The organism is Ruegeria sp. N8, from assembly GCF_056531325.1.
This window is the reverse complement of the sequence record NZ_JBQFLQ010000004.1, coordinates 189,468-215,701: the sequence shown is the minus strand read 5'-3', so window position 1 is coordinate 215,701 and position 26,234 is coordinate 189,468. Positions and strand designations below refer to the sequence as shown.

Here is a 26,234-nt window from a genome sequence, read left to right as displayed (position 1 = left end):
GACGCGAAAATCGCGGGCTTGCGTGTCAACAGGAAAACCATACAAACCATCCCGGAACCGTTAACGATTTGCTCAGGGGGTTTTCCACATGTCTGTCCCCATCATTCTGGCCTCAGGCTCGTCCATCCGGGCGGAGTTGTTGCGCAATGCGCAGGTGCCGTTCAGCGTGCAAACCGCGCGCGTCGATGAAGACACAGCCAAACGCGCCCTTCTGGCCGAAGGTGCCTCGCCCCGTGATGTTGCGGATGCTCTGGCCGAAATGAAGGCCCGCAAGGTCAGCGACAAACATCCCGGCGCGATGGTGTTGGGATGCGATCAAGTGCTGGACTTCGACGGTCAGCTTTTATCGAAACCACAAACGCCTGACGACGCGCTGGCGCAGCTTAGGACCATGCGGGGGAAACGGCATATGCTGCTATCGGCGGCCGTGATCTATCAGGATGGCGAGCCAATCTGGCGGCATGTGGGTCAGGTTCGCTTGCGGATGCGGATGAGCTCGGACGCATATCTGCGGGGCTACGTGGATCGAAACTGGGACAGTATCCGTCACGCCGTTGGGGCCTATAAGCTGGAAGAAGAAGGTGTGCGCCTGTTCGCCACCATTGACGGAGACTATTTTAACGTCTTGGGTATGCCCTTATTGGAACTGTTGAATTTTCTGGCCGTCAAAGGGGTGATTGATCAATGAGCAAGGCAAAGATTCCTCTGGCCGGGGTGATCGGGCACCCAGTGGCGCATTCGAAATCGCCTCAGTTGCATGGGCATTGGTTAAAGACCTATGGGTTGTCGGGTCACTACGTGCCGATGGATGTGTCCCCGGACGATTTGCAGGATGTGTTGCGCGCTTTGCCCAAGGCTGGGTTCGTGGGATCCAATGTCACCGTTCCGCATAAAGAGGCTGCGCTACGTCTAGCCGATGAGGTCACGGACCGAGCGCGCAAGATCGGTGCGGCGAATACGCTGGTGTTTCAGGACGATGGCCGAATTCACGCCGACAACACCGATGGCTATGGATTTCTCGAGAACCTGCGCAGCGGCGCGCCGGATTGGTCCCCGACGGACGGACCTGCGGTTGTGTTCGGGGCAGGCGGTGCCGCGCGAGCGGTGCTTCAGGCTTTGGTCGAGGCAGATGTGCCCGAGATTTTTCTAACCAACCGTACCCGGGAGCGGGCCGAGACATTGCGAGATGAATTTGGGCCCAGCATCACGGTTGTCGATTGGGTTCAGGCCGGAAATGTGATCGAGGATGCCGAATTGGTGGTCAACACCAGCTCTTTGGGGATGCAGGGGCAGCCCGAGTTACGCGTGCCGCTGGACGGGTTGCAGCCCGGTGCGGTTGTGACGGACCTGGTCTACGCACCGCTGAAAACGCGTCTGCTGAAAACCGCCGAAGAGGCCGGCTGCACCACCGTCGATGGTTTGGGCATGTTGCTGCACCAGGCTGTGCCGGGTTTCGAAAGCTGGTTCGGTGTCCGCCCTGAAGTCAATGTAGACCTGCGCGCGGCTGTTTTGTCATGAGTTTCGCGCTTGGCCTGACGGGCTCGATCGGAATGGGCAAAAGCACCACAGCGCAAATGTTTGTCGATGAAGGCTGCGTGTTATGGGATGCTGATGCAGCAGTGCATAGACTCTATTCAAGGGGCGGTGCTGCCGTTGAACCGATGCAAGCCACTTTTCCCGCCGCAATCGTTGACGACGCGGTCAGCCGCGATGCGCTGAAACAGATCATCACAAATGACCCGGCTGCGCTCAAGCAGATCGAAGGCATCGTGCACCCCTTGGTTGCCGCAGACCGCGCTACGTTTCGGGCAAACGCTACCGCGGATATTCTGGTTTTCGACATTCCCTTGCTATTCGAAACCGGTGGAGATGCTGCGATGGATGCCGTGGCTTGCGTGTCGATCCCGGCGGATGAACAAAAACGCCGCGTCATGGCGCGGGGAACGATGTCTGAGGCGCAGTTCGAACAGATCCGCACCAAACAGATGCCGAATGACGAAAAATGCGCACGATCTGATTTCGTGATCGTGACGGACAGTCTGGACCGTGCCCGCGCGCAGGTGCAGGATGTGGTCAGGCAGATACGGGCGGGTTTGGCAGATGCGTGAAATTGTACTGGATACCGAAACCACGGGGTTCGATCCCGAAAGTGGCGACCGCATCGTGGAAATCGGCGCGGTCGAGCTTTGGAACCACGTGGCCACGGGCGAGACCTATCACGTCTATATCAACCCCGAACGTTCGATGCCGGAAGAGGCGTTTGGCGTTCACGGTATCGGCCCGGACCTGCTGGAAACTCCGCGACCACCGGAAAAAGGTGAAGTAACACTGAAGGACAAGCCGGTTTTTGCCAAGGTCGGTCAGGGATTTCGCGACTTCATCAAGGATTCGAAACTGGTCATCCACAACGCCTCGTTCGACATGAAGTTCCTGAACGCCGAGTTGAAATGGATGGGCCTGCCGCAGATTCCGATGGATCAGGCGCTCGATACGCTGGCCATCGCGCGCAAACGCTTTCCGGGTTCACCCGCCTCGTTGGATGCGCTGTGCCGGCGGTTCAATATCGACAACTCGAACCGAACGCTGCACGGGGCGCTGCTGGACTCTGAGATTCTGGCCGAGGTCTATCTGGAGCTGATTGGTGGACGGCAGCCGGATTTCGGCCTTTCGACTGTCGCCTCTGCGGCAGGTGCGGGCGGCGAAGAGTGGCGACCCACGGCACGACCGACACCCTTGGCGTCAAAGATCACCGATGAAGAACGCACAGCACATGAAACATTTGTGGAAAAACTGGGCGAAAACGCCCTGTGGACCCGCGCCTGAGGGATTATCCGGCGCGGGTCGAATAGGTTAGGCTTCGGCTTTTTGTGCCTCGGCCTGACGACGCATCAACTCGTTGCGGTACAGGGCGACAAAGTCGATATTGTCCAGGTTCACCGGCGGATAACCACCGTCGCGGGTTACGTCGCTGACGATGCGGCGCAGGAACGGGAACAACATCCGCGGGCATTCGATCATCAGGAACGGATGCAGTTGGTCATCGGCCACACCTTCAACGTGGAACAGGCCGCAATAATCCAGCTCGCACAGGAACAGGATATCTTCCATGCCCTTGGCTTTGGATTTGAGGTTCAGTTTGACCGAAACCTCATACTGATGCTCAGTCGGGCGCTTCTTTGCATCAAGATTGACCTGAACGGAAATCTCGGGCTGCACGTCGCCGGATACGCCCTTTTGGGCCATCACGTTTTCAAACGACAGATCACGAATGAATTGTCCCAGAACGCGCATCTGGATCTGCGGTGCCGCCTGGGCTGCGGCGGCTGTGTTTTCTTTGGCGTCTTCTTCGGCCATTTATCTACTCCGAAACTAAAATTTGCCTTTGCTTAGCAAGTTGGGCGCGGCACCTCAATGCAGGTCACGGACCTTCGACCCATTTCGATGGTTTTGATGGGTCACGGCGGGGGTGAACCTCGGAATATTCCCCGTCGATCACGTCATCTTGCGGTGCAGGGTCGGGACCGGTGCGGAACTGCGCACCACCACCCATCTGAAACTGGGTGATAGTTACCCTGGACTTGAGAAAATTGAAAACGGCGACCCGAATTCCGGGAATAAGCAAAGCAAAACCAACGGCATCGGTGAAAAACCCCGGTGTCAGCAGCAATACGCCAGACAAGAGGATCATGGCGCCATGAGCCAGCGGCTCGGTCGGGTCGTCCAGTTCGGCAAAGGATCTCTGCAGATTGGCCAATGCCATGCGACCTTGTGTCCGTACCAAAGCCGTGCCCAGAACAGCCGTCAGAACGACAATGGCAAGCGTTGGCCACAGACCGATCAGGCCGCCGACCTGAATGAACAGGGCGATCTCGATGATCGGGACCAGCAAAAAAGCGAGGAACAGATACATTTGCGTTATCCTTTAACCAGGCTCGGGCAGTAGACTTGTCCCGAACTGTCACCTACATAGTGGCAAGAGGCCGCGTATACAAAGTCGCGGTCTGATAAAGAGGATGAAATGAACGAACCGATGATCCAGTTGCTGGTCCTGGCCGGAATTGCCGTTTTCCTGATCCTGCGCCTGAAAAGCGTGCTGGGGACGCGTGAGGGTTTTGAAAAGCCTCCCGTTCAGCAGCAGCCAGATGGGCAGAAATCACGCCGTGACTTCGAGGTGATCGAAGGCGGCCCGGATCACGACATCACCGACCACGTTGCCGAAGACAGCGAACAGGCCCAGACCCTGACCGCGATGAAGCGGGTTGAGCCCAGCTTTTCGGTGTCCGAGTTTGTTCAAGGCGCGCGCGGCGCGTATGAGATGATCGTGATGGGGTTCGAAAAGGGCAATCTGGACGAAATCCAACCCTTCCTGTCCGAAGAGGTGTTTGACACTTTCGTCGATGTCGTCGCAGCCCGTGAAGATCAGGGCCTGACGATCGAAGCTGAATTCATTGGGGTGCGAGAAACCGCGCTGGCTGATGTAAAGTTCGACAAGGACACAAATGAGGCCGAAATCACAATGCGCTTTGTGGGTGAGCTGACCTCGGTCGTGCGGGATCGCGGTGGGGATATCATCGAAGGCAACCCCAACACCGTCAAACGCCAAAAGGACAGCTGGACCTTTGCCCGCGTCATGGGCAGCGACGATCCGAACTGGCTGCTTGTTGCCACGGACGCATGATTGCTGCGCTTCGGTCGTTTTTGCTGGGGGCTGTGATGGCAACCTCTGCCAGCGCCGAAGCGACGCGGTCCATTCTGTCGTTTGACGATCTGGATGGCTGGGCCGCCGATGACCACGGGGCGGCTCTTTCGGTTTTTCTGAACACATGCGGCGATCTGGATGACCCGGATTGGCGCGCACTCTGCGGTGTCGCGCAGACCTATGAAGCCGATGCCGCCCGATCTTTCTTTGAGCTGTTCTTCCGCCCCGTTCTGGTCGAAGACGGCAAGGACGCGTTGTTCACCGGGTATTTTGAGCCAGAATTGGACGGATCGCGCACCCGATCGGATCGGTTCCGATATCCGCTGTACAAAATGCCGCCCGAGGCGCGTGGGGCTGGGCAATGGCTGTCACGTCGGGACCTGTTGACCAGCGATGTTTTGCAAGGTCGCGGACTTGAGATCGCTTGGGTCGATGACCCGGTCGAGCTTTTCTTTCTGCAAATCCAGGGCTCGGGCCGTATCCGCCTGCCGGATGGCGGCGCATTGCGGGTGGGTTATGGGGGCGCAAACGGGCATCCCTACCGCTCAATCGGGTCGGAGTTGATCCGAAAGGGAGCGTTAGCCGCCCATCAGGTCAGTGCGCAGATGATCAAGACATGGGTGCGCAAGAACCCCGAGGCCGGGGCCGAGCTGCTGTTTCACAACCCCTCATACGTGTTCTTCCGCGAAGTCACCCGCATCGCGCCCGAGCTTGGGCCTTTGGGCGCCATGAACCGATCCGTCACCACGATGCGCAGCATTGCAGCCGATCCGGGCTTCACGCCGTTGGGCGCGCCGGTTTGGGTTGAGAAGGACGGCAAGAACCCATTGCGACGGTTGATGATCGCGCAGGATACCGGTTCGGCTATCAAGGGCGCGCAGAGGGCTGATATTTTCTTTGGTACTGGTGATGAAGCGGGCCGCGCCGCGGGGCGTTTGAAAGACCCCGGACGCATGATCGTTTTACTGCCGATCCAACGCGCCTATGCACTGGCACCGGATTCGTTCTGATGGCACGGCGCAAACTCACCTCGGACGAAATCGAACTATGGCGAAAGGTCGCCAAACAGGCCGAGCGGATGCACCCCGAGATCCCGCAAACGGTGCATCCGACCACCCTGCCGAAACCGAAGCCCACCAAAACGCCAAAAGCGCGGATCGACACGTTTGAGCTTGGCCAGACCGCACCTTCTAAACCATCGCGCCATGCGCTGAAACCCTCTATTGCGGAAAGCCTGCGCGCTAGCCCGGTGCAGATGGACAACAAAGCGTTTGGTCGGATGAAGCGTGGCAAGCTCAAGCCCGAAGGCAAGCTGGACCTGCACGGAATGCGCGTGGATACGGCCCATCCGGCGTTGGTGCGCTTTGTTCTGACCGCCCAAGCGCAAGGTAAACGTCTGGTTCTGGTCGTCACCGGAAAAGGCAAGGACCGGGACGAGCCCGGCCCCATCCCCACCCCGCGCGGCGTATTGCGCAACCAAGTGCCGCATTGGCTGAGCATTCCGCCGCTGGCGCAGGCCGTGCTTCAAGTAACCCCTGCCCATATCAGTCATGGTGGCGACGGGGCGTATTACGTTTACCTGCGGCGTATCCGTTAAAAACTGCGCGCGGCGCGGGTGATCCCGATCCAGACCAACGCGCTGGCTGCGACGAAGAACGCTCCTATCCACAGGAATTGCTGATCCAGCGCGACGCGATGGTCGATCAACACTCCGGTCAGTCCCGGCCCGATGGCCGAGCCCAAGACCATCACGGCGGTTGCCATGGCCTTGATCGCACCGATGTGGCGGGTGCCATAGAACTCGGCCCAGAACGCGCTGGGCAGTGTGCTATTGGCCCCCACGGTCAAGGCCAGAAAAACCAACGCCAAACTGGCCCCCACCAACCCTGTCACAAACGAGACAAGGGCAAACCCGATCGCCATGGGCAATAGGAAATAAGGCATCATCCGCGCGGTGCCCCATTTGTCCAAAGCCCAGCCGGTTGCAAACATCGCCAGCAGGGACACAGCGGTGTAGATCGGGAACAATGCAACCAGTTCGATATGCTGCCAGCCCTTGATCTCGGCCAGATGCACCTGATGAAAGAAAAACGCGGTGATGAAGGCGGATGGTCCCAGCAATGCTGGAGCCATAAACCAGAAAAGTGGACTAAGTAGAGCCTGTTTTCTCGTCCAATGACGCCCTTGCATCCCGGTTGAGGAATGCTCAGACGCCAGGCTTTGCGGCGTGCGTTCCTGTCGCAGCAAACGCACCAGAACCGGGATCCCTAACAGCACCATTCCAGCTGAAATCACCCAAAGTATCCGCCAATCCAGCACTGCCATCGCGGCGACGAAAATGACCGGCAGCAGCGCCTCGCCGACCGAGAACCCGACCGAGGCAATGGACAGCGCTTTGCCCCGCGTGGCGGTGAACCAGCGTGTCATTGCCACCAGGGCCAGATGCACAGACATCCCCTGCCCGAACAGGCGCAGCAGAAAGATGATGATGGGTAAAAGGAACAGCCATGCGTTCAGCGCCATCGCCATCGCGGCCAAGGCCAGACCGACCAGGACAACCGGCCCCAGAACGCGCACGCGAAACATATCGGTCAGCGCCCCGGCCCAGATCATGACCACGGCCGACACTGTCGTGCCCAGCGAATAAAGCCCGCCCCACGCCCCATGGCTCAGGCCATACGCGGCGCGGATTTCGCCGGAAAAGATCGAGATGAAGAAGGTTTGCCCAAAGCTGGACAGAAATGTCAGCAAAAACCCCGCGCCCAGCCATGCTGCGTTGTCGCGCAGAAACTCGCCGGGCCGAGGCGACGTCACGGGGCGCTTACCTGTGCCTGTCCGGTTTCGGTCAGAACGATCTCGGTCGCGCCGGTCGGGTTGCGCACATTGGCCGGGGCGATGACGTCAATCCCCCGCTGCTCGGTACCGAATGTGTCGCTGACCCGGCGGGCCGATGCGATAATTGCCAGCAACGCTGGCGAGGTCGCGGCCACGAAATGCGAGGATTGCGCATCGTCATTGAAAGCGGTCGTGTCCAGAATGTTGATCTTGTATTCTGACAGCGCCTCGGCCGAACTGATATTGCCCAGACGCTCACCCTTGGTGGTGCCGCGCAGCCGGGCCGAGATATTCAGCAACTTGTCCTTTTGCGAGGTGATGACGAGGAACGGATCCGGCGGTGTCTTGATCACATCCATCTGCGAGCGGAACAGATCCACGTCCAGATCCGGTGAAATCAGCACCACGCCTTCCAGATTGCGACTGGCCCAGCCTGGTTCGCGCAATTCGGCCTGTCGCATCATCTCCATCGTCAAGGCAGTGCCCATGGAATGCGCCACCAGAACCACGCGTTTGACTCCCATGGTTTTCAAGTGGCGGACGGTCTGCTCCAACCCGTCGCGGGCAAACAGCATACTGTCCAGATCATAGGCATAGCCATATCCGGTCGCCTGGCTGGGCCAGGAATAAACCATTGTGGCACCGGGAATATTCAGATCGTGTCTAAGCTGCGCGGCACGAAACGTAGTTTCGGACTGTGTTGTGTTGTAGCCGTGAATGAAGATCGACACCTCATCCACGTTGCCCAACCGGGCTTTCAGATCGCCGGGCCCTTGTAACTCATCCACGGCAGCCATCACAAACTGCTTTTCGGGGTTTGGATTGGCGTAAGAGAAATCCAACGTTCCGGGTGTGTGATTGGGCGGGATCGAGACGGTCATTTCCAGAAACTGCAACCCATCTCCCCGCTTGAACCCGTAAGAACCATCAGCCTCGCGCGCGCGGGTTGTGGTGGCGTAGATGGTTTGGGGTGTGCCCACATCCAAAGCCGACGGCACCGTTTCCGAGATGGTACGGTCGACGCAGGCGGTCAGAAGAGATGCAATCAAAAAAATGGAAATATAGCGCAGCACGAAAATAGCCCTCGAGGGTTTGCGCGTAGGCTAACGAATTCCTGCCGCGGGTCCAAGCGCGACGGGTTCAACCAAGCAGCGAAAATCGGCCAGTGTCTGTTACAGGACGTATCGGCTGAGGTCGGTGGATTTGGTCAGCTCACCCAGATTGTCATCCACGAACTGCGCGTTCACAGTGATTTCCGCCCCGGCCTGATCGGGTGCAGTGAACGAGAGTTCTTCGAACACACGCTCCATCACCGTATAAAGCCGCCGCGCGCCGATGTTTTCGACGCTTTGGTTCACATCTGCCGCGATCTTGGCCAAAGCGGCGATGCCGTCATCGGTAAAGCTGACCGCAACCTCTTCAGTACCCATCAGCGCAGTGTATTGGCGGGTCAAGGCGTTGTCGGTCTCGGTCAGGATGCGGACGAAATCCTCTTCGGTGAGCGCTCGTAGTTCCACCCGGATCGGCAGACGCCCCTGCAATTCCGGCAACAGATCCGAGGGTTTGGCGATGTGAAACGCGCCAGACGCGATGAACAGGATGTGGTCGGTTTTCACCGGACCATGTTTGGTGGATACGGTGGTGCCTTCGATCAGGGGCAGCAGGTCGCGCTGCACCCCCTCGCGACTGACATCGCCACCGCGCGCTTCCGCGCGCGCGCAGACCTTGTCGATCTCATCCAGAAACACGATGCCGTTCTGTTCAACCGATTCCAAAGCCACGCGGTTGACCGTTTCATCGTCCAGCAGCTTGTCGGCTTCTTCCCCGATCAGCGCGTCATAGCTTTCGGCCACGGTCATGCGTTTCTTGACGGTGCGCCCGCCAAAAGCCTTGCCGAAGATATCACCCAAATTCATCATCCCCATCTGACTGCCCGGCTGTCCCGGCACGTCAAACATCGGCATCGGGTTTGAGCTGTCCGATAGTTCCAGTTCGATCACCGTATCGTCCAGTTCCCCCGCTTTCAGCTTTTTGCGGAACATCTCGCGCGTGCCCTCGCGGGCGTCTTCGCCGGCAATGGCGGTGATGACGCGATCCTCGGCGGCCTGATAGGCGCGCGCTTTCACGTCCTCGCGCATATACTCGCGGGTCTGGATGATCGCCGCATCGGCCAGATCGCGGATGATCTGTTCCACGTCGCGGCCCACGTATCCGACCTCGGTGAACTTTGTGGCCTCGACCTTGATAAAAGGCGCGCGGGCCAGCTTGGCCAGACGGCGGCTGATCTCGGTTTTGCCGACACCGGTGGGGCCGATCATCAGGATGTTTTTGGGGTAGACCTCATCGCGGATATCATCAGCCAGCTGCTTGCGCCGCCAGCGGTTGCGCAGCGCCACGGCCACCGCGCGTTTGGCATCTTTCTGACCGATAATGAAACGGTCCAGTTCCGAGACAATCTCGCGCGGGGTCAGGTCGGTCACGGGTTGGGTCCTTTCGATCAGCGGTTTGGCTTACGTAGTCACCGCACAGGCGAAAACAACTGCGGCAGCGTTGGTTAGCAATGCGCCTGCCGGTTTGCAAATGCTTTCCATAGGTGAAACGTTTGTGCTCTGATACAATCATTTCAATATGTTGAGGGTCAGGAGCGCGCGAATGACGAAAATTGCCAAGATCACCCTGTTGTTCGTGGTGTTTGTGGACCTAATCGGACAAGGTTTGGTCTTTCCCATCATCAACTCATTGATCATGGAGACGAAATCTGGCTTCCTTCCCGACAGCACGCCGATGGGGCAGCGGCATTTCTACTATGGGCTGGTGATCGGGTGTTTCTTTTTGTCTTGGTTTCTGGGTGTGGTCTATGTCTCCAAAGTCTCGGATTCCATAGGGCGCAAGAACGCGCTTCTGGTCTGTCTGGCCGGGGCGTTGGCGGGCTATGCGCTGACGATTGCGTCGCTTTACCTCAACAGCCTTCTGCTGCTGATCATCGGGCGGTCAATCACAGGGTTCACGGCTGGCAACCAGCCCATCGCGCAGGCGGCAATGATTGATGGCAGCACGGACGCCGCCGATCGCGACCGAAACATGGGCTATATCGTGACCGGTGTCAGCTTTGGTCTAGTCGGAGGGCCCATCATAGGCGCCGTCCTGTCTGATGCGGCCCTGCTGGGCAGCGTGGCCACCCTTAAAACGCCGTTCTATGGCGCGTTTGCTCTGGTCCTGATCGCCATTTTCCTGGTGATCACCTTCTTCAAGGACACCCGCACTGAACGTGAACCCTTTGTCTTTCGCCCGCGTGATATCACCGATAGCCTGTTCGCTGTGCGCGGGCATCCGATGGTTCTGAAAATCTTGCCGGTCTATTCCTTCTTCATGATCGCCAACGTCACCTTTTACGTTTTTGTCGACAACTACCTGACCAGCCGGTTCGGCTATGGCGTGATCGGCGGCAGTATGGCGATGGTTGTGATCGGCTTTGCACTGGCCTTTTCCAGCACCTTCCTGGTGAAACCCGCGCAGGAAAGGTTCAGCAAGCACAAGATCATTTATGTCTCGCTGATCACGATGGTAATCTGCGGGCTAGCCTTTGCCTTCAGTCCCATCGGATGGCTGAGCTACGTGCCGGTGTTCTTCTTCTATTTCTTCTTCGGCGTATCCTACCCGACGCTACTGGGCCTGTTTTCCGCAAGTGTCAGCGAAACTGATCAGGGCTGGGTCATGGGCGTGACGACAGCCGTCTTCTGCCTGGCCGGAGGGGTCATGTCTCTGATCGGCGGCGGATTGATGAGCATCGACATCCGTGTGCCCTACTACATCGTCATCCTTGCGGCGATACTGGGCCTGATCGGCATGCACCGCCGCTGGAAAGGGAAGGAGATTAAGGTTTTATTGGCCTGAGATTTCCTCGACCGTCAGATTGCCGTTGGTGTAGACGCAGATATCGGCGGCAATCGCCATTGCCTCGCGTGCGACGGTTTCGGCGGGTTTGTCGCTGTCCATCATCGCGCGGGCGGCGGCCAATGCGAAATTGCCGCCCGATCCGATGGCGGCGACGTTGTGTTCGGGCTCCAGCACATCCCCTGCCCCGGTGATCACCAACAGGTCTTTGCCGTCGGTCACGATCAGCATCGCCTCAAGCTTTTGCAGGTATTTGTCGGTACGCCAATCCTTAGCTAGCTCGACCGAGGCGCGGGCCAACTGACCCGGTGTGGCCTCAAGCTTGGCTTCCAGCCGCTCGAGCAGAGTGAATGCGTCGGCGGTTGATCCGGCGAACCCTGCGACGACCTCAAACCCACCAGGGGACAGGCGGCGCACCTTGCGGGCGGTGCCCTTGATCACCGTCTGGCCCAGGCTGACCTGACCATCCCCGGCAATCACCACCTGGCCGCCTTTCTTGACGCCAATAATTGTCGTGCCATGCCAACCGGGAAAATCGCTGTCTGCCATTGGGGCCTCCGTTCTTCACTGGCCCCCTATATGGGCCGGGCGTGCGTTCAGCGCAACTCTTCTCAAACTGCTCAAAAGATATGCACTAATTGCAATTCGGGGTTACCAGACTAGCAATTGTGAGACTCGGGTATTGGTCCTACATGAGCCTCACAACCGACAAGAGGTCGGCTGTTTCAGTTAAAAGGAATGCGCAAATGGCAACCACCGCAAATATCCATGCGCCGCTCGGAGCAGCTACCATCCTGCATGTAGTGGACGCATTTTTCGGAACCTACGAAAAAGCACTGGCGTGGAATGAATCCCGCAAGACCCGCAAGCTTTTGTCGAACCTCAGCGACGCCCAACTGGACGATGTTGGCCTGTGCCGTGCGGATATCGCAAAGCTCTGATCTTTGCACCGACCACACCGTCAAGATGAGCCGCTCAGCCCCTGAGCGGCTTTTTCTTTGCGCATCCGTTTCTTTGGATACCCAGGAAAAAAGGCGCCCCGAACGAGGCGCCTTTGAATTCCGTTCGAAACCCGGATCAGATCGAATCTTCAATCCAGCTTTGCAGCGCGGCTTTCGGTGCCGCGCCAGCACGGTTCGACACAACCTGACCATCCTTGAAAATGAACAGCGCAGGAATACCGCGGACGCCCATTGCAGCAGCCGAGTTGGGGTTGCTGTCCACGTCCACCTTGGCGATTTTCACCTTGCCGCCATATTCCGACGCCAGTTCTTCCAGCGCGGGGCCAATCTGCTTACAGGGGCCACACCATTCGGCCCAGAAATCGACAACAACAGGGATGTCGGAATTCTTGACTTCGGCGTCAAAGGTTTCGTCGGTTACGGCTACGGTCGACATATTCTGTCTCCTGAATGGGGTAAACTCGGGAACAGAACGTAGGGGCGCGACTTGGCAAGGTCAAGATATGTGGGCGCGTGTCAGTGCATCCGTCACAATATCGTGTGGCAACCACATAAGCTGCGCGGTACGCGTCCACAGGATCGCGGTTTTGATATTCCGACCGGGATAGATCTGCGCCAGCGCGTGCGCATAAGCTCCCATCTGCCGCAACAACCCATCAGGGCAGGTTTCGGGGCTGTTTGGTACGCTCATATTTGTTTTGAAATCAATGATCTGCACCTCGGTATCCGAGATGATCAACCGGTCGATGACCCCATGCAAACGCCGCCCGTTCAGCGTGGCCGTCACCGGAACTTCGGCCAGCGTGTCCGGCGCAAAGACTGGGCGCAGATGATCTGCGGTCAGGGCGGTTTTGGCCTCGGCCAACAGCTCGGACCTGTCTGCGTCGGACATATCCGGTAGAATGCGCGCGCAAAGCTGTGGCCAGTTTTCCGGCGGAGTCGACGGCAAATGCTCCAGCAGCAGATGCAGGCGCGTGCCGCGCAGCTTTGCGGCCTCTTCATCTTGCCCCGCATCTCCGAACAACGCCTTTGGTCCACCCAAATCTGATGGGCTGAGAGTGTCCGGTTCAACCTCAGGCGCGTCCGGGTTCGAGCGGAACATATCGGGCAAGATCTGCTCTGCTGCACGGGTGTCTTTGTGTTCGGTTTCTGGCAATCCGTCCCAGTCCCCATGCGCCAATCGCAGGATCTCCGTGCCTTCGATGGCAACAGCCCCTGCCCGTTCCATGGCAGCCTGCACCATTTGATACCAGCTGGTTCCATCCGTTCCGACATCTCCCGCTGCGGCCACGATCAACCACTTCTCTGCCCGTGTTAGAGCCACATAGAGTAGGCGCAACCGTTCATTCTCTTCCCGTTCCCGAGCCTGCGCCCGCGCGCGGGCAATCAGGCTGGGTGAGGCATCGGCTGGTAATTTCCAGGCAGGAACACCGTCGCCCACCATAATCTCGGCATCGCGCGGGGCCTGTCGTTTGCCCGTATCTGGCAGGATCACGATGGGCGCCTCCAGCCCTTTCGAGCCATGCACCGTCATGACGCGGATCATATTGCCGACGCCGCTCATCTGTCGTTTGATTTCCAGATCGTCGGTCTGCATCCAGACAAGGAATCCGGTCAGACTGGGAATATCCGTGCGCTCATAGGCAAGCGCCTGCGACAGCAGCGCATTGATGCCATCCTCGGCCTCGGCCCCCAGACGACCCAGCAATTTGCGCCGCCCGTCATGGCGCGTCAGGATGCGTTCGATCAGGTCATAGGGGCGAAGAAAGTCGATCTGGCGGCGCAAATCGTTGAGAACCTCAAGCGTTTCAGGAAAGTCATCCGCGCGATGGCGCAAAGCCGCCCATAGAAATTGTTCCTGCCGCCGATGGGCCAGATCAAAGAGCTGTTGCTCGCTCCACCCGAATAGCGGAGATTTCAGCACTGTTGCCAGCGAAAGGCTGTCCTCGGGCGTGGCCAGAAAGCTCAGCAAGGCGGCAAGGTCTTTCACAGCCAGCTCTGCGCCGACCTTCAGCCGGTCCGCCCCTGCGATGGGCAGGTGCAGGGACTTGCAGGCGCGGATGATCTCGGCAAACAGGTCGGATCGGCGCTGCACGAGGATCAGGAAATCGCCCGGCTGCACCCTGCGGCGCACGAATGTGCCGGGGATGTCGCCATCCTCGGGGATGGTTTCGCCCGAGTCGATCATCGTTTTGATGGACTGCGCAACCTGCTCAGCCAAAATAACAGTGTGATGGCGCGCGCCAGGTCGGTCGACCGGGTCGGTCCAGTCGGCATCCTCATCCGCTTCGACCTTTTCCACCACGGGCCAAAGATCCACCCGGCCAGGCAAGTCCGCTTTAAAAGCCCGGTGCTGGCTTTCTTTGTGAAACCCGGCCTCGGTCCGGTTTTCGAACAGGATATCGACCAGAGACAAGATCGCACTGGAGGACCGGAAGGAATATTCCAACGTCGAATCCCACAGTTTAGAGCCTGATTCTTTCAGCCGCCGCCCAAACTCTCGCTGCATGCGATCGAACGCGGCAGGGTCCGCGCCCTGAAAGGAATAGATCGACTGTTTCTTGTCGCCGACCACAAAGATCGTGCGCTCGACCCCGGACCGGGCCCCTTCCCCGCTGGTGAATTCCTGCGCCAGTTTCTCGACCACATCCCATTGGTCGGGGCTGGTGTCCTGCGCCTCGTCCACCAGAATATGGTCGATGCCGCCGTCCAGCCGATACAGCACCCATTCGGCCACCGCTGGGTCGTTCAGAACTTGCCGCGCACGCAGGATCAGATCGTCAAAATCCAGCCAGCCGCGCAACTGCTTGCGACGCTCATATTCCGGCAGGAAGGCGGAGGCAAAACGGTGCAACACATGGGTCTTGCGCGCGGCGGCCAGCGCCAACCTCTGTTCGCGCACGTCCTCGATGCGCAACATCAGCGCCTCAAGCTGTGGCATTCGGTCGGCCAAAGCGCCTTCGCGCAGGGCCTTGGTCGGAAAGCTGTTGATCTTGGCCGAAAACGGTTCCTTGGCGGACTTGCCCGTCAGGAAAACGCCTTCGAGGATTGGCAGGCTGTCCAATCGCGGCTCGGTAAAGGCGGCCAGTTTTGCGGCAGCCTTGGCGTTGTTGCCGCCGCTCTCGGACAGTGCCGGCAGGATCGAGCGGATCAGATCGACCTCACCTCCCAGAAAGACCTTGCTCAACAATGCGTCTTCGTCAAACCTGTCGGGCAGGTCAAATTTGCCCAGAATGTCGCCCCAGCCGAGAGCGTTTGCAAAAAGGTTCCGTTTCTGGGTCACGGCGGGTGTCAGAGCGTCAAACCCAGAGTCGGTGACGAACCGGGCCACATCCTCGATCAATCCGGCCTGCGGTCCCGCGGCGAAATCTTCGACGATTTCCTCACGCAGTAAGGCGGCGGCGCGGTCTTCCATCTCAGAGAATTGCGGGCTGACCCCGGCCTCAAGCGGAAATCGGCGCAGCAACGCCGCGCAGAACGAATGGATCGTCTGGATCTTCAACCCACCGGGCGTTTCGATGGCGCGGGCAAACAAAGTACGCGCCTGCGCCAGGCGATCCGGGTCGATCATTCCCGCCACGCCCAGATCGGTCAGCTGCCTGCGCAACGGGTCATCACCCAGCATCGCCCATTCGCCAAGGCGTTTGAACAGGCGGTTCTGCATCTCGCTGGCGGCAGCTTTGGTGTAGGTCAGGCACAAGATGTGCTGCGGCTGCACGCCGTCCAACAAAAGCCTCGCCACCCGGTCGGTCAGAACCCGCGTCTTGCCCGAACCCGCATTCGCGGCCAACCAGGTCGAGGCATCAGGCCGCGCTGCCTGCACCTGCCGTTCGGTGGCGTCGTTGCGGGCGCTCATGACAGATCCTCGGGCTTGGTCTCGGCGGTTCGGTCCCACTCGCCAAAACGGGCAAGGTGATCGTAGTCCCCGATATCCGTATCCTTGTGCAACATTCGCCGTGACGAGAACCCCTGATCAGGCTCTAAATAGGCAGAAATCAACTCTTTTAGTTCAGCCAACACCTTGTCAGTCGGTTCCTTGGCCAAGGGCGCCGGCACCTCTTTGTAGCTTCCGCCCATGCCGATAAACACCGCTTCGGCCACGGGCAGAGGGTCAAACCCTTCGATCCCGCCCTGCTCGGCCATGGCGGCTTCGATCAACAATTGCTTGTCGAACTTGGCTTGCTGACTTTCGGTGGGAGGTGTCCCGGTTTTATAGTCGATCAACCGCACGGCACCGCGCGTGTTCAGGTCGATCCGGTCGGCCCGACCAACGATCGTGACATCCATCGGGGCGAGGACCAGTTTCATCGCCGCTTCGAACGCCACCGGCCCGCCATCGCCCCTGCGCGCGGTTTCAGCAGTCAGAAAATCGTCGGCAATACGCTCCAAACGCGCCAGCCACAATTTGCGTGCGGTTGGCCAGGCGACATGCTGGTCCAAGAGCATCTCGGCACGTTTCAGAAAGTTCTCACGGTTCAGTAGGGCTGTGTCCAAAACGCTGTCTTTCACGAAATGTTCGAGGATTTCATGAATCACGATCCCGCGCAGCAAGGCATCCGGTGCTTGCACCAATGGGTCCAGAGGTTTCAGCCGCAGTACATGTTTCGCATAAATAGCGTAAGGATCGCGGATCAGGCGTTTGATCTCGGTGACGCTCAAGCGACGGGGCCGCGACGCGACGGGCGGGCGCGGTGAGGGGCGCGCTGCCGCTTTGATCTCAGGTGCATGCTCCAGCTGTTCCGACCAACGCAACCATTGGCCGCCCCGGTCGCGCATCTTGGTAAGCGCCGAGCGTCCGCCCTGATCCGGCAAGCCCTGCAGCAGATTGGTCAACCGGTTCAACCAGCGCGACGGCACAGTTTCGGCGTCGTCCGAGCGGGTGGCGCGGGTCAACCAGACCTCGGGCGCGCCGATGGCCTGCTGGAAATCGTGTGCCGACAGCCCGATCCGCCGTTCCGGCAGCAACAAACCGACGTTGTCACGCATCTGCCGGTTCAACCAAGGGTCCGGGGCTGGGGCCTCGGGCCAGCTGCCCTCGTTCAAACCGCCCAGGATCAGAAGATCAGCCCCCTGAACCCGCGCCTCAAGCGTCCCCCAGATCATGATCCGGGGATGCGGCGCGTCACGGTCGCGAACCTCTTCCCCCGCCAGCAGCGCACCCAACAGATCGGCGAAATCATGCGCTGTCATTTGGCCACCATGGCCTGACTCATCCTCAAGCGCAGTCAGAACGGTCAGCGCTTTTTGACCCGCGTTCTTATCCCAAATCGGACCGCTTTCGCCGGAACTGCCGGTCGAGATCGCCTCGGCCAGACGACGCAAACGTGTGACCCATTCGGACAACGGCAATTCGCCCGAGATCTGTTGATCGCAGAAATGCCGGATCAACCATTGGACCCAACCCTCAGACACTTCTTTGCGGATCGCAAAGGCGGTCAGGCTGGGCCCGTCTGGAAAAGGAGGACCATGGCGACGCAAATCCAATTCCAGATCGCGGGTGTGCAGCAGATGCAATCCGCGCTCGTCGCCGCCGTGGCATAAAGGATGTTTGAGCAGCGTCAAAAGCGCCTCACCATCCAGCCGCCAGGCAAACAGGCCCGCGACATGGCGCAGGAACCGGCCGGGCGGGGACAGTTGCAAAGGCAGACCCGCACTGTCATCGGGTGTGATGTTCCAACGATCCAGAGCAGCACTGACCTGTCGGGTCAACATCCGGTCGGGCGTGATCAGCGCCGCAGTTTGGCCCGTTTCTGCCGCCTGTCTCAGCCGAAGAGCGATGGCCAAGGCTTCGCTCCGCGGAGATTGCGCCTCAACCAGGGTCAGGTCTGCGGTGGCCTCGGTCAAATCCGTCAGTTGCGGACCCTCGGTCATCCACGCATCCGTTATTGGCGCTGGGCGCAATGCCAGTGACACCAGCCGATTGCGCGGGGCTGAGGGTGGGGCATCCCGCGTCCAGCGTTCAATCTGATCGGGCCGCAGATCCAACATCGTCATCAGTTTGCGGAACCGGTATTGCGGGTGATCTTCCGAGGTCAGCGCCTCATCCAGCCGGGTCCAGACGGCGTCGGGTTGGTCAAAATCGTATCCGGGCAGAATCAACGCGCCTTGTGGCAGGCGGGCGATTGCCTCCATCAGCATCAGTGTCGTCCCACGTGACCCGGTTGACCCCGCCAGAATGACCGGATGTTGCGGCGGTTCCACCTGCCAGCGCGAGATCAGGTTTTCGACAACGCGACGTTGGCGCGCCTGTGCGTCCAGCGCATTATCGCCAGTGTCCACGAACCTGTCGGCAATCCCGATAAACGCCTGCGCGCGGGCCCAATGGCCAGACATGTCGCTGACATCCAACTGCCGGATCGCCTCGGGGGAAACGCCTTCGCCCTGCATCTCGTCAATCAAGGCGGCCAGGCTGTCGGACAGATCAAAAAGCGAGGACCGCGCCGCCAGATCGGGCTGTTGTTCCAGCAGCTTTGTGACCAGCTGAGTCAGTTCCAACCGTCGTCTCAGTGCTGGAATCGCGGGTGGAATCTGCGCAAGATCAACGCTTTCGCCCAGATCCGTGACCAGCGAAAGTCGCGGGAGCAAACACGCAGGCCCCTGATCGAACAGATCGCGGACCCGACGCGCCATCCGCCGCGTGTTGACGACAAGTTGTACGCGAGCCAGCGCCTCGGGCGGTTGGCCGGTGCTGCGTGCGTGCAATCCCGCCACCAGCGCCTTGGGAAAATCCGAACCCGGTGGAACGGCAAAAACGCGCGGAGCCGTGGAGGGGTCAAACATCGGCAATCAACCCTTCGGCCAGCGCGATACCCTCTGGATGGCCTACATCGCACCATCGGCCAGGATAGGTCAGTGAAAACAGACGGTTGTCGCTGTGCATCCGGTCCCACAGCAGGTTCAGGGAAAAGGATGTCTGAGGGATATCCATCAGACCTTCAGTTTTCAAAATCTGCGCCCCGCCATAGATCAATCCGGGCCCGCGCGAGATGCGCCCATCCGCATCTGCGGTGAAATCTCCAGTGCCGGTGTAGCCCAAGGTTTGTGCCACAGGTACGCACATCAACAGCGCGTCCATTCGATCTGGGTCCCATGCCTTACGCAAAAGTGTTAACGGATTTGGGCCGGACCAGATTGCATCGGGATTCAGAGTGAACACCGGCTCCGGCCCCAGCATCGGCAGAGCGGCGCGCAATCCGCCCCCTGTTTCAAGGATGTCGTCTGTTTCGCAAGTCAGCGTCACACCTTTCGGTGCCAAATGCGCCTCAAGCTGCTCGGGCAGATAGTGCAGGTTGGCGACGATCCGCTGAGGGTTGATCGCATCAACCAGCTCTAGTGCATGGTCGATCAGCGGCCGACCCGAAACTTCGATCAGCGGTTTGGGTCTATCTTTGGTCAGCGCGCCCATACGGGTCCCGAACCCGGCGGCGAATACCATCACAGCGTCGGGTGATTGCGTCATTTCTGTCGTAGCCTGTTCAGGTTTTCTTCGGTGGGCGCGGGCAGGGCGCTGCGCAGCAGATCAGCCACGCCGACCAGCGCGGGATGCTCTAGATCGCGCATTAAATGCGCCCATGTGGCCGGGATCAGGTCCACGTATTGGGGCTTGCCGTACTCCGTGGCCAGCCGGGCAAAACCACCCAGAATACGTAGGTTTCTTTGCGCCCCCAGCACCGTATAAGCGGTGCGGAAGTCATGATCGTTCACTCCGGTCTGCGAGATATAGTGATCAATCATACGCATCTCGGTTCCCAAGGATACGTCGCGACGAATGTCTTGCAACAAGGACACAAGATCATAAGCCGGATGCCCCAGCATCGCGGTTTGGAAATCCAGCAGGCCCACGCGTTTTACCCCGTTTCGATCGGGCAGCCAAATCAGATTCTCGGCGTGGTAATCGCGCTGGACCACGACCTTTGGTCCCGATGTTTCCTGGTGCAGGATGTCGGCAAAGCGATGCTCAAACCGACTACGCGCGTCTTGATCATGCGCGCCAAGAATGGCTTGCGCGTATTTGGTGAAGGACAGCGCCGACAACTCGGCCATCAGCGAGGGACCGTAAGACGGCAGGGACAGTGTTGGTGCCGCGTGCAGTGTGATCAGAACGTCCGTAGCAGCCTGATAGAGCTCCCGTTCCATCTCAGGGCGGGTTTCTAGGACACGCGCGAATAGGTCATCGCCCAAATCTTCCAACAGAAGGAACCCGAACTCGGTGTCCTCAGCGTAGATCTCGGGCGCGCTTAGCCCGGTCGCGCGCAGGTGGTGCGCCATCCGCACAAACGCTTCGACCGGTTCGGCTTGACCGGGGGGGGAATCCATCAGCACGGCCGTTGCCCCTGTTTCGGGATTGGTAAGCCGCTCGTACCTGCGGTTCGAGGCATCCCCGGCCAAGGGCGCGCGCAGGGCATTCGTCCAAGGTGTCTGCGCGATCAGTGCTTCGGCTAGAATGGCGCGGTTTGTCATGTGATCGCCTCCGGCAATTCAGCCCAGCGCGGGTCCGACCAACTGATCGTCAGATGGCGTTTTTCCAGTGTATCAGGGTCTGTTTCAAACTTTAGAGTCAGCGCTGAGGCCGGTTTCAACGGCCCCAGTTTGTTTGGCCATTCGATCAGGCTGATCGCGGTTTCGAATGCGTCGGTCAGACCCAGTTCCTCGACCTCTTCCAGTGCGCTTAGCCGGTAGAGGTCGCAGTGCCAAATCTCGCCCAAGGAGGTGTCATAGACCTGCACAAGCGTGAAGGTGGGCGAGGGGACATCTTCGGGGTGGGTCATCACGGATTGGATCAGACTGCGCGCGAAATGTGTCTTGCCGCTGCCGATCTCGCCGTCCAGCAACAGAACGTCGCCGGGGCGCAGCACGCGGCCCAGTAAAACCGCCAATCGGGTGGTTTCCTCGGGCGAATTCATGGTGATTACATGGGGCGCGCTTGTCATGGCGCCACAATGGCCTTGCGCCCGGTTGGCTGCAACCCGGTTCAGGCGCTGATCTGGTGAATATCCTGACTTATCATCGCGTCCGCATCCGGTGAAAACCGCACGATCGTCGCGCCGTTCTGCATCGGGCACAAGGTGCAGATCAGGCGCGTGCCATTACGCAATCGCAGGTCCGCGGACCACTCGGATCGGTTTTCGCGCATGGCTACGAAATCTCGGATTTCGCCAAGGACCGGCGTTGCCAGGCATTGATCCTGCCAGCCCCGTGTCACATCAAGGATCGAGTCAGGCTCGAACCCGCTGTCGTCGGTTTCACCCCACAATTCCTGATAGGCGTAATTGGTGAAAGCTAGGGTTCCATCCGCACCAAACACAGCGATTGCATCCGCCAGCTTGTCCAGAATGGATTGCATCAGGTCCATCTCGGACCGGAAGCGGCGGGTCAGGGTGATCTCGGCCGTGATGTCCTCGAACAGAAAGGCTACGGCACCGTCAGGGTGTGGGCGGCCGCTGACCGAATAGACCGAGCCCGAGGGCAGGGACCATGTTTCTTGATAATTCCCGTCTTCGGCCGCTTCGAGAAGATCGTTCATCTGGCTGCGCCAACCGCGGTAATTTTTGGGTTCGGGCATCATGTGCTGATCGCGCAGCCGGTCGAAAAAGCTGGACAGGCTAGGTCGACAACTGAGGAAATCGGGCGGCAGGGCGGTCAGGTCGATCAGGGCGGGGTTGAACAGGGCCAACTGACGGTTTCGGTCGAAAATGGCCAGTCCGATGGACAGCTGTGCGAACGTCTTGGTCATCGTCTGCACAAATTTGCGCTGGGCGGTTTCGGCGTCGACGATGGCATTGATATCGACTGCATAGCACAAATGCCCCTCGGGGTGATCGGACAGCGTCAGATCGAACCAAAGCTTGCTGTCGCTACCCTCGGTCGAGATCGAAACGCGCGACTTTCCTGACGGTTTTGCGTCGTCTTCAAGGCCCGGAAAGAGCGGTGCGGTCAGGTCCGTATCCTGCCCGCGCACTTTGCGTACCAATGCAATATAGGCCGCATTGCACCAGCGCACATTGGATTGGCGATCCAACAGCCATACTGGATAGGGCGCCCGTTCCATTGCCAACCGGATCGGATCATTGCTGTCCCGATGCGCGATTGATGTGCACCCACCGCTGTCGCGTAATTGAACCCGTACAATCCCATCGATCCATTCGCACAGGACATCGCGTTCTACCGTGCAATCAATCGCGGGGATCACCATGTTGCCTTCGTGCCGGATACGTTCGGGCGTTTCGGGGAACGAGGGGAAATCCCGCTGCAACAGACGGCGCAGGTCCGGCCAGTCGCGCAGGTCGTCAAACCCCTCAAGCGCGATGTCCGAATGGCTGATCAAACGATCCCCATCAAACAGAAACACCGCATCGAACAGCGACGAGGGCGAGGACAGGCCGAAATTGTCGCCCCTTTGCCTGCGACGTGGCAGCAGCCACTGCACCGCGAGACTGGCAGAAACCAGACCGATAACAGCCAGAATGATCCAGTCCACCATGAGTTCCTCGCAGGGTTGCTCGTGGCGTCGGATAATGGGTTGCAATGGTTAACAGGGTCTTAACTCAGACCTCAATGCGCTGATTGGCACCGGATGGCACAGGGGTGTCGCCGGTCTGGGCATCCAGCAATTTGCGGGGCCATGTGACCCTGACGATTGCCCCCCGGTGATCGGGATTATCGGAATAGGTCTGATAGGGGTCCGAGCCATTGGCAAAGTCCAACTCGGCCCCGGTCCGTTCCAGCAGCGTTTTGGCGATGAACAGACCCAGCCCCATACCTTCATATTCCGGGCGCGCACGCTGGTCCGTTTCGGCGCGACGGCGGCGCATGAACGGATCACCGATGCGGCCGATCATCTGCGAAGGATACCCGCGCCCGTCATCCATGATGTGGACGGTAATCTGATCGGCCGTCCACTCGGCCTCGACCCAGACATTGGCGCGGGCGAAATCCACCGCGTTCTGGATCAGGTTGCGCAGCCCGTGAATGATCTCGGGTTTGCGCAGGATCGAGGGTTGCTGCACATCGCCGTCATCGGCGGGCCCTTCCAGGAAATGAACGCTCTTGCCTCGGTTTATATGAGGCTCTGCGGCTTCATGCACCACGGTGGATAGCGGGGCTTGCCGCAAATGCAGGTCGTCCTTGCCTGCCCGACCCATGTCACGCAGGATATCGCGGCACCGGTTGGCCTGTTCGCGGATCAGGGCGGCGTCTTCCTTCAGGTCGGGGCGGTCGTCCAGTTCCTCATAGAGTTCAGAGCTGGTCAGCTTGATCGTGGCCAGCGGCGTGCCCAACTCATGCGCGGCGGCGGCGACCACGCCGCCCAGATCAGTCAGCTTCTGTTCCCGCGCCAGCGCCATGTGCGTGGCGGACAACGCGTCAGACATGGATTGCACCTCAGAGCTGACCCGATGGGAATAGGCCCCCAAAAAGACGATGGCGATCACTATGGCAGCCCAGTTGCCGAACAGCAGGATGTCGGGGATATCCAGATCCATGCCCACATCCGTGCGTAGCGGCACATGAAACTCGGCCAGCAGGGTGGTCAGCGCGATGGCCACACCGCCAATGATCAGGGTCGAACGCGTGCTCATCACGCTGGCCGAGATCGTGACCGGCCCCACCAACAACAAGGCAAACGGATTGTTCAGCCCGCCCGTCAGATACAAAAGGATGGTCAGTTGCAGCAGGTCGAACAGCACCATCAGGAAGTTTTCGAACTCGGACAGGCGCTTGTTGCGAGGAAAAACAAGGATCGCCGTCAGGTTTCCCATGACCGAAACACCGATCGCCAGATAACACAGCATCACGTCAAGCTGCACACCATAGGTCTGTTGCGCGACGGTGATGGCGGTGATCTGGCCGATGATGGCCACCCAGCGCAACAGGATCAGTGTGCGCAGCCTGATCCAGCTGCTGCGTTCCTGTCCACGCCAGAATGTGATGTTGGAATTGGCCATGGGTCCATTTTGTCCTGTTGCATCGGCTGACCATCTTGATAGGTGTCCGGGCCGAAACGATCAACAACCCCTCTGATCTTTAGGATTGATGCCATGGTCCGCCTTTACGCCATTCTCGCTGCTATTGTTCTAGCCATAGGTCTGGGGGCTATGTGGTTGCTGACGCGCGGAGCCGGTTCGGACGACAAGTTCGCGCAATGCCGGTCCAGCCAGATCGCAGGCGGCACCGCCGCCATTGGTGGACCGTTCGAGCTGATCAACGGCGAAGGTCAAACCGTGACCGATACCGACGTGATCACCGAACCCACGCTGGTCTATTTCGGCTACACCTTCTGCCCCGATGTCTGCCCCTTCGATATGTCCCGCAATGCCGAGGCCGTGGATATTTTGGAAACCCGCGGCCAGTCGGTGACGCCGCTGTTCATCTCGATCGATCCGGACCGCGACACGCCCGAAGTTGTGGCTGACTATGCCTTCAACCTGGGTGGAAAGACCATCGCGCTGACCGGTTCGGCCGAACAGGTCAAGGCTGCGAGCCAAGCTTACAAGACCTATTACAAGGCCCATGACAAAAGCGACGAATACTATCTGGTCGATCATTCCACCTTTACTTATCTGGTCACACCTCAGGACGGGTTTATCGAGTTTTTCAACCGGAATGACACAGCCCAGCAGATGGCGGATAAGGTCGGGTGCTTCCTGGACAAGATCTAGGACTTAATGGCCTGTTTGACCTTTGCCTTGGCGCTGCTATTACTCAGTACCAAGCCAACGGCGTGAAATAGCGGAAAGAATAGAATATGGCGGACAGCTCTGACCTGGATATCGGCCCGGATAAATCCCTGCTTCTGGTGGATGATGACGAGCCCTTTCTGAGACGTCTGGCCAAGGCCATGGAAAAGCGCGGTTTCGAGGTTGAGACCGCAGGCTCGGTCGCCGCAGGACGGGCCATTTCCACCGCCCGCCCACCTGCCTACGCGGTTGTGGATTTGCGGCTTGAGGATGGCAACGGGCTGGACGTGGTCGAAGTGCTGCGTGAAAAGCGCCCCGACAGCCGGGTCGTGGTTCTGACCGGCTATGGCGCTATTGCTACTGCCGTGGCCGCCGTAAAGATTGGCGCGACCGACTACCTGTCGAAACCCGCCGATGCCACCGACATCACCAATGCGCTGCTGACCAAAGATGACGAGCTGCCGCCGCCCCCGGAAAACCCTATGAGCGCCGACCGCGTACGTTGGGAGCATATCCAGAGGGTCTATGAACTGTGTGACCGGAACGTCTCGGAAACCGCGAGGCGGCTGAACATGCACCGCCGGACGTTGCAGCGAATTTTGGCGAAGCGCAGCCCGCGGTGAAGCGGATTTTTTTTGAATGTCATTCAGCTTCAAGTGTAAAACTTGCGGCGAGAGACATGAAGTTCTTCCGAGTTTCGGGCCCGAGGCTCCACTAAGCTACGCGGTTTTGGATGAAGAAGACCAAAAATCACGCGCCGAGCTTGGCACTGATGATTGCATCATTGATGATCAATACTATTTTGTTCGGGGTAGGTTGCAGCTCCCTATCATAGGACAAACTGAGCCCTTTGTATGGTTGGTCTGGTGTTCATTAAGCCTAGACAGTTATGCGCAATGGCGAGAAATGTTTGGTGAAAAAAAGCGAGCGCATGTTGGCCCATTTTTTGGTTGGTTGAATGTTCAGCTCCCCTTTTATGAGGACACTTTGAATCTTGCTACTTCTGTTCAATTGGTTGACGCTGGATCCCGACCGCTCGTCATAGTTCACGAAGCAGACAACCAGCTATACTTCGATCAGCGTGACGGGCTGTCCCAGGCAAAGGTGGAAATGATGGTCCACGACCTTTTGCATCCGGAACTGTAATTTTCAGAAACCTCATGTCACAGC

Annotated in this window: 26 protein-coding genes; 12 read left to right on the top strand and 14 right to left on the bottom strand. The window is 59.0% G+C overall.

Features of this window, described 5'->3' with window-relative positions:
- The first annotated feature begins 88 nt into the window (after positions 1–88).
- Genes ACR0C5_RS10870 through dnaQ form a run of 4 tightly spaced genes read left to right on the top strand, consistent with a single transcriptional unit; the run spans position 89 to position 2,823 of the window.
- A complete protein-coding gene (locus tag ACR0C5_RS10870) occupies positions 89–688 on the top strand; it encodes a Maf family protein (protein WP_480876446.1) in 600 nt (199 codons plus the stop codon).
- Entirely contained in the window at positions 685–1,518 is an 834-nt protein-coding gene (locus tag ACR0C5_RS10865; protein ID WP_480876444.1) for a shikimate dehydrogenase, read from the top strand. The genes ACR0C5_RS10870 and ACR0C5_RS10865 overlap by 4 nt, the downstream gene beginning before the upstream one ends.
- The gene (coaE, locus tag ACR0C5_RS10860) at positions 1,515–2,108 is read left to right on the top strand and encodes a dephospho-CoA kinase (RefSeq protein ID WP_480876442.1); all 594 of its coding nucleotides are present in this window, start codon (positions 1,515–1,517) and stop codon (positions 2,106–2,108) included. The genes ACR0C5_RS10865 and coaE overlap by 4 nt, the downstream gene beginning before the upstream one ends.
- Complete coding sequence (dnaQ, locus tag ACR0C5_RS10855) at positions 2,101–2,823, top strand: DNA polymerase III subunit epsilon (RefSeq protein WP_170771327.1); 723 nt, start codon at positions 2,101–2,103, stop codon at positions 2,821–2,823. The genes coaE and dnaQ overlap by 8 nt, the downstream gene beginning before the upstream one ends.
- A gap of 27 nt (positions 2,824–2,850) precedes the next feature.
- On the opposite strand, the gene secB is transcribed toward dnaQ, so the two are convergent.
- Positions 2,851–3,354, bottom strand: a complete 504-nt coding sequence (secB, locus tag ACR0C5_RS10850; RefSeq protein ID WP_170771325.1) for a protein-export chaperone SecB — start codon at positions 3,352–3,354, stop codon at positions 2,851–2,853.
- A gap of 64 nt (positions 3,355–3,418) precedes the next feature.
- The gene (locus tag ACR0C5_RS10845; protein ID WP_480876440.1) at positions 3,419–3,910 is read right to left on the bottom strand and encodes an FxsA family protein; all 492 of its coding nucleotides are present in this window, start codon (positions 3,908–3,910) and stop codon (positions 3,419–3,421) included.
- A 108-nt stretch (positions 3,911–4,018) separates the two neighbouring features.
- On the opposite strand from ACR0C5_RS10845, the gene ACR0C5_RS10840 reads away from it, so the two are divergent.
- From ACR0C5_RS10840 to ACR0C5_RS10830, 3 genes are read left to right on the top strand one after another with little or no spacing between them, the layout of a single operon-like run.
- Complete coding sequence (locus tag ACR0C5_RS10840; protein ID WP_480876438.1) at positions 4,019–4,678, top strand: Tim44/TimA family putative adaptor protein; 660 nt, start codon at positions 4,019–4,021, stop codon at positions 4,676–4,678.
- Complete coding sequence (gene mltA / locus ACR0C5_RS10835) at positions 4,675–5,709, top strand: murein transglycosylase A (protein ID WP_480876437.1); 1,035 nt, start codon at positions 4,675–4,677, stop codon at positions 5,707–5,709. Before ACR0C5_RS10840 ends, mltA begins: the two co-directional genes overlap by 4 nt.
- Positions 5,709–6,296, top strand: a complete 588-nt coding sequence (locus ACR0C5_RS10830; RefSeq protein WP_170771317.1) for a Smr/MutS family protein — start codon at positions 5,709–5,711, stop codon at positions 6,294–6,296. The genes mltA and ACR0C5_RS10830 overlap by 1 nt, the downstream gene beginning before the upstream one ends.
- Here ACR0C5_RS10830 and ACR0C5_RS10825 read toward each other — a convergent pair.
- From ACR0C5_RS10825 to hslU, 3 genes are all read right to left on the bottom strand, one after another.
- Positions 6,293–7,513 carry an MFS transporter gene (locus tag ACR0C5_RS10825; protein ID WP_480876436.1) on the bottom strand — a complete coding sequence of 407 codons (1,221 nt, stop codon included), beginning with the start codon at positions 7,511–7,513 and terminating at the stop codon, positions 6,293–6,295. The genes ACR0C5_RS10830 and ACR0C5_RS10825 overlap by 4 nt on opposite strands.
- Positions 7,510–8,607 carry an alpha/beta hydrolase gene (locus tag ACR0C5_RS10820; protein ID WP_480876434.1) on the bottom strand — a complete coding sequence of 366 codons (1,098 nt, stop codon included), beginning with the start codon at positions 8,605–8,607 and terminating at the stop codon, positions 7,510–7,512. The genes ACR0C5_RS10825 and ACR0C5_RS10820 overlap by 4 nt, the downstream gene beginning before the upstream one ends.
- Before the next feature lie 99 nt (positions 8,608–8,706).
- Positions 8,707–10,014, bottom strand: coding sequence for an ATP-dependent protease ATPase subunit HslU (gene hslU, locus ACR0C5_RS10815; protein ID WP_480859446.1), 1,308 nt, complete (start codon positions 10,012–10,014; stop codon positions 8,707–8,709).
- 172 nt (positions 10,015–10,186) lie between these two features.
- Between hslU and ACR0C5_RS10810 the strand changes: the two genes are divergently transcribed.
- The gene (locus ACR0C5_RS10810; protein WP_170786204.1) at positions 10,187–11,428 is read left to right on the top strand and encodes an MFS transporter; all 1,242 of its coding nucleotides are present in this window, start codon (positions 10,187–10,189) and stop codon (positions 11,426–11,428) included.
- Here the strand turns inward: ACR0C5_RS10810 and hslV are convergent.
- Entirely contained in the window at positions 11,417–11,977 is a 561-nt protein-coding gene (hslV, locus tag ACR0C5_RS10805) for an ATP-dependent protease subunit HslV (RefSeq protein WP_170771306.1), read from the bottom strand. The two genes, ACR0C5_RS10810 and hslV, sit on opposite strands and share 12 nt — an antisense overlap.
- A gap of 197 nt (positions 11,978–12,174) precedes the next feature.
- Here hslV and ACR0C5_RS10800 point away from each other — a divergent pair, with 197 nt between their 5' ends.
- Positions 12,175–12,369, top strand: a complete 195-nt coding sequence (locus ACR0C5_RS10800; protein ID WP_170771304.1) for a DUF1127 domain-containing protein — start codon at positions 12,175–12,177, stop codon at positions 12,367–12,369.
- A 136-nt stretch (positions 12,370–12,505) separates the two neighbouring features.
- Here ACR0C5_RS10800 and trxA read toward each other — a convergent pair whose 3' ends face one another.
- From trxA to regB, 8 genes are all read right to left on the bottom strand, one after another.
- A complete protein-coding gene (gene trxA, locus ACR0C5_RS10795) occupies positions 12,506–12,826 on the bottom strand; it encodes a thioredoxin (RefSeq protein ID WP_170771302.1) in 321 nt (106 codons plus the stop codon).
- A 60-nt stretch (positions 12,827–12,886) separates the two neighbouring features.
- Positions 12,887–16,246 carry a double-strand break repair helicase AddA gene (gene addA / locus ACR0C5_RS10790; protein WP_480876432.1) on the bottom strand — a complete coding sequence of 1,120 codons (3,360 nt, stop codon included), beginning with the start codon at positions 16,244–16,246 and terminating at the stop codon, positions 12,887–12,889.
- On the bottom strand, positions 16,243–19,170 hold the full coding sequence (gene addB / locus ACR0C5_RS10785) for a double-strand break repair protein AddB (RefSeq protein ID WP_480876430.1): 2,928 nt from the start codon (positions 19,168–19,170) through the stop codon (positions 16,243–16,245). The genes addA and addB overlap by 4 nt, the downstream gene beginning before the upstream one ends.
- Entirely contained in the window at positions 19,163–19,849 is a 687-nt protein-coding gene (locus ACR0C5_RS10780) for a nucleotidyltransferase family protein (RefSeq protein ID WP_480876428.1), read from the bottom strand. Before ACR0C5_RS10780 ends, addB begins: the two co-directional genes overlap by 8 nt.
- The gene (locus tag ACR0C5_RS10775) at positions 19,846–20,850 is read right to left on the bottom strand and encodes an aminoglycoside phosphotransferase family protein (protein WP_480876426.1); all 1,005 of its coding nucleotides are present in this window, start codon (positions 20,848–20,850) and stop codon (positions 19,846–19,848) included. Before ACR0C5_RS10775 ends, ACR0C5_RS10780 begins: the two co-directional genes overlap by 4 nt.
- Positions 20,847–21,320, bottom strand: coding sequence for a tRNA (adenosine(37)-N6)-threonylcarbamoyltransferase complex ATPase subunit type 1 TsaE (gene tsaE / locus ACR0C5_RS10770; RefSeq protein ID WP_480876424.1), 474 nt, complete (start codon positions 21,318–21,320; stop codon positions 20,847–20,849). Before tsaE ends, ACR0C5_RS10775 begins: the two co-directional genes overlap by 4 nt.
- 41 nt (positions 21,321–21,361) lie before the next feature.
- Positions 21,362–22,870 carry a PAS-domain containing protein gene (locus tag ACR0C5_RS10765; protein WP_480876422.1) on the bottom strand — a complete coding sequence of 503 codons (1,509 nt, stop codon included), beginning with the start codon at positions 22,868–22,870 and terminating at the stop codon, positions 21,362–21,364.
- A gap of 64 nt (positions 22,871–22,934) precedes the next feature.
- Complete coding sequence (regB, locus tag ACR0C5_RS10760; RefSeq protein WP_170790184.1) at positions 22,935–24,332, bottom strand: sensor histidine kinase RegB; 1,398 nt, start codon at positions 24,330–24,332, stop codon at positions 22,935–22,937.
- Between the two features lie 93 nt (positions 24,333–24,425).
- Here regB and ACR0C5_RS10755 point away from each other — a divergent pair, with 93 nt between their 5' ends.
- From ACR0C5_RS10755 to ACR0C5_RS10745, 3 genes are all read left to right on the top strand, one after another.
- Positions 24,426–25,046, top strand: a complete 621-nt coding sequence (locus ACR0C5_RS10755; protein WP_480859459.1) for an SCO family protein — start codon at positions 24,426–24,428, stop codon at positions 25,044–25,046.
- 86 nt (positions 25,047–25,132) lie between these two features.
- The gene (locus tag ACR0C5_RS10750; protein WP_170771283.1) at positions 25,133–25,687 is read left to right on the top strand and encodes an ActR/PrrA/RegA family redox response regulator transcription factor; all 555 of its coding nucleotides are present in this window, start codon (positions 25,133–25,135) and stop codon (positions 25,685–25,687) included.
- Positions 25,688–25,703: 16 nt separating this feature from the next.
- On the top strand, positions 25,704–26,210 hold the full coding sequence (locus ACR0C5_RS10745) for a DUF2199 domain-containing protein (RefSeq protein WP_480876419.1): 507 nt from the start codon (positions 25,704–25,706) through the stop codon (positions 26,208–26,210).
- The last annotated feature ends 24 nt before the right edge of the window (positions 26,211–26,234 follow it).